This is a genomic window from Faecalibacterium sp. DFI.5.82 (assembly GCF_029076575.1).
Lineage (GTDB): Bacteria > Bacillota > Clostridia > Oscillospirales > Ruminococcaceae > Faecalibacterium > Faecalibacterium duncaniae.
This window is the reverse complement of the sequence record NZ_JARFIS010000975.1, coordinates 1-293: the sequence shown is the minus strand read 5'-3', so window position 1 is coordinate 293 and position 293 is coordinate 1. Positions and strand designations below refer to the sequence as shown.

At 58.4% G+C, this 293-nt stretch carries 1 protein-coding gene; it reads left to right on the top strand.

Annotation, left to right across the window (positions count from 1 at the left end):
- Positions 1–293: aminoacyl--tRNA ligase-related protein (locus P0G09_RS19750; protein ID WP_342760584.1), on the top strand; the 293-nt coding region annotated here is incomplete at both ends.

Genomic DNA, 293 nt, shown 5'->3' with positions numbered 1-293 from the left:
AGATGGAGGGTGAAAGCTACGTCCTGCGCCCGATGAACTGCCCCCACCACATGATGATCTACGCAAATCGTCCCCACACTTACCGTGACCTGCCCATGCGCATCGGTGAGATCGCACACGATTTCCGCTACGAGTCCTCCGGCACCCTGAAGGGCATTGAGCGCGGCCGCCACTACTGCCAGAACGATGCCCACCTGTTCTGCACTCCGGAGCAGATCAAGAGCGAGGTCGCCGATGTCTGCAACCTGATCTACGAGACCTACAAGGACTTCAAGATCACCGATTACCGCTGC